This window comes from Clostridium sp. CAG:43 (assembly GCF_000434655.1).
In the GTDB taxonomy this organism is placed as follows: Bacteria; Bacillota; Clostridia; order Lachnospirales; family Lachnospiraceae; genus Otoolea; species Otoolea fessa.
Window position 1 is genome coordinate 4533 of sequence record NZ_FR895085.1, and the last position, 721, is coordinate 5253.

Annotated in this window: 1 protein-coding gene; it reads left to right on the forward strand. The window is 57.4% G+C overall.

The window, feature by feature from the left end; translation table 11 throughout:
• Positions 1–623, forward strand: a 623-nt coding sequence (locus tag QVO97_RS06905) for a hypothetical protein (RefSeq protein WP_288189258.1), incomplete at its 5' end; no start/stop codon positions are given.
• Positions 624–721: the final 98 nt, after the last annotated feature.

Below are 721 nucleotides of genomic sequence, written 5' to 3' on the forward strand. Positions count from 1 at the left end.
AGCACGCGTCCCAGCCGGTTCGCCGGGAGCGGAGTATGGAGGCAGCAGCATCGGCAGACCGCGCAAAACGGATGCCGGAGGAAAGACGCCGCCGGGAAGCAGGAAGTGAAAATCGTTCCGAACGCGTCCGTAGAGAAATGCCAGAAGAAAGCAGTCCGGCTTGTGTCCGCAGAGAGGCATCAGAAGAAGAACGTCTGCAGCGCACCCGCAGAGATGCGGCAGAGGAAAGCCGTTCTGAGCGTCCGCGCAGAACTTCGGCAGACGGAAGCCGCGCAGAGCGGGAACGCCAGGCAGTGGCAGAAAGCCGACGCACAGAACGGGAACGTGCTGTTTCAGCAAAAGAAAGCCGCCTGCAGCGCGATTACACGCCGGCATCGGCGCATCGTGCGACGAAAGAGTCTGCAGCATCGGGAGAACGCCGGAATGCGCGCCCGGCGATTTATGTGCGCCCGGCATCCCGCTCGGAGCTTTACTACACGCTGGAACGGGAGGAATACGGTGATCGCCCAACGAGATATGAGTCGGAATCAGAGCGATCCAGACGCGCCCGCGAGGCAAAAGCCCGGTTAGAGCGGGATCGGCGCGATGGGGATGGATTTGAGTATATCGACGATCCGCAGTAAATAAAAGAGGAAAAGATGGATATCTGTCCAGGAGATTTCTGGCGGGTATCTGTCTTTTCTTTTATATCGATTTTTTTGTAACAAGTTCACACAATTAA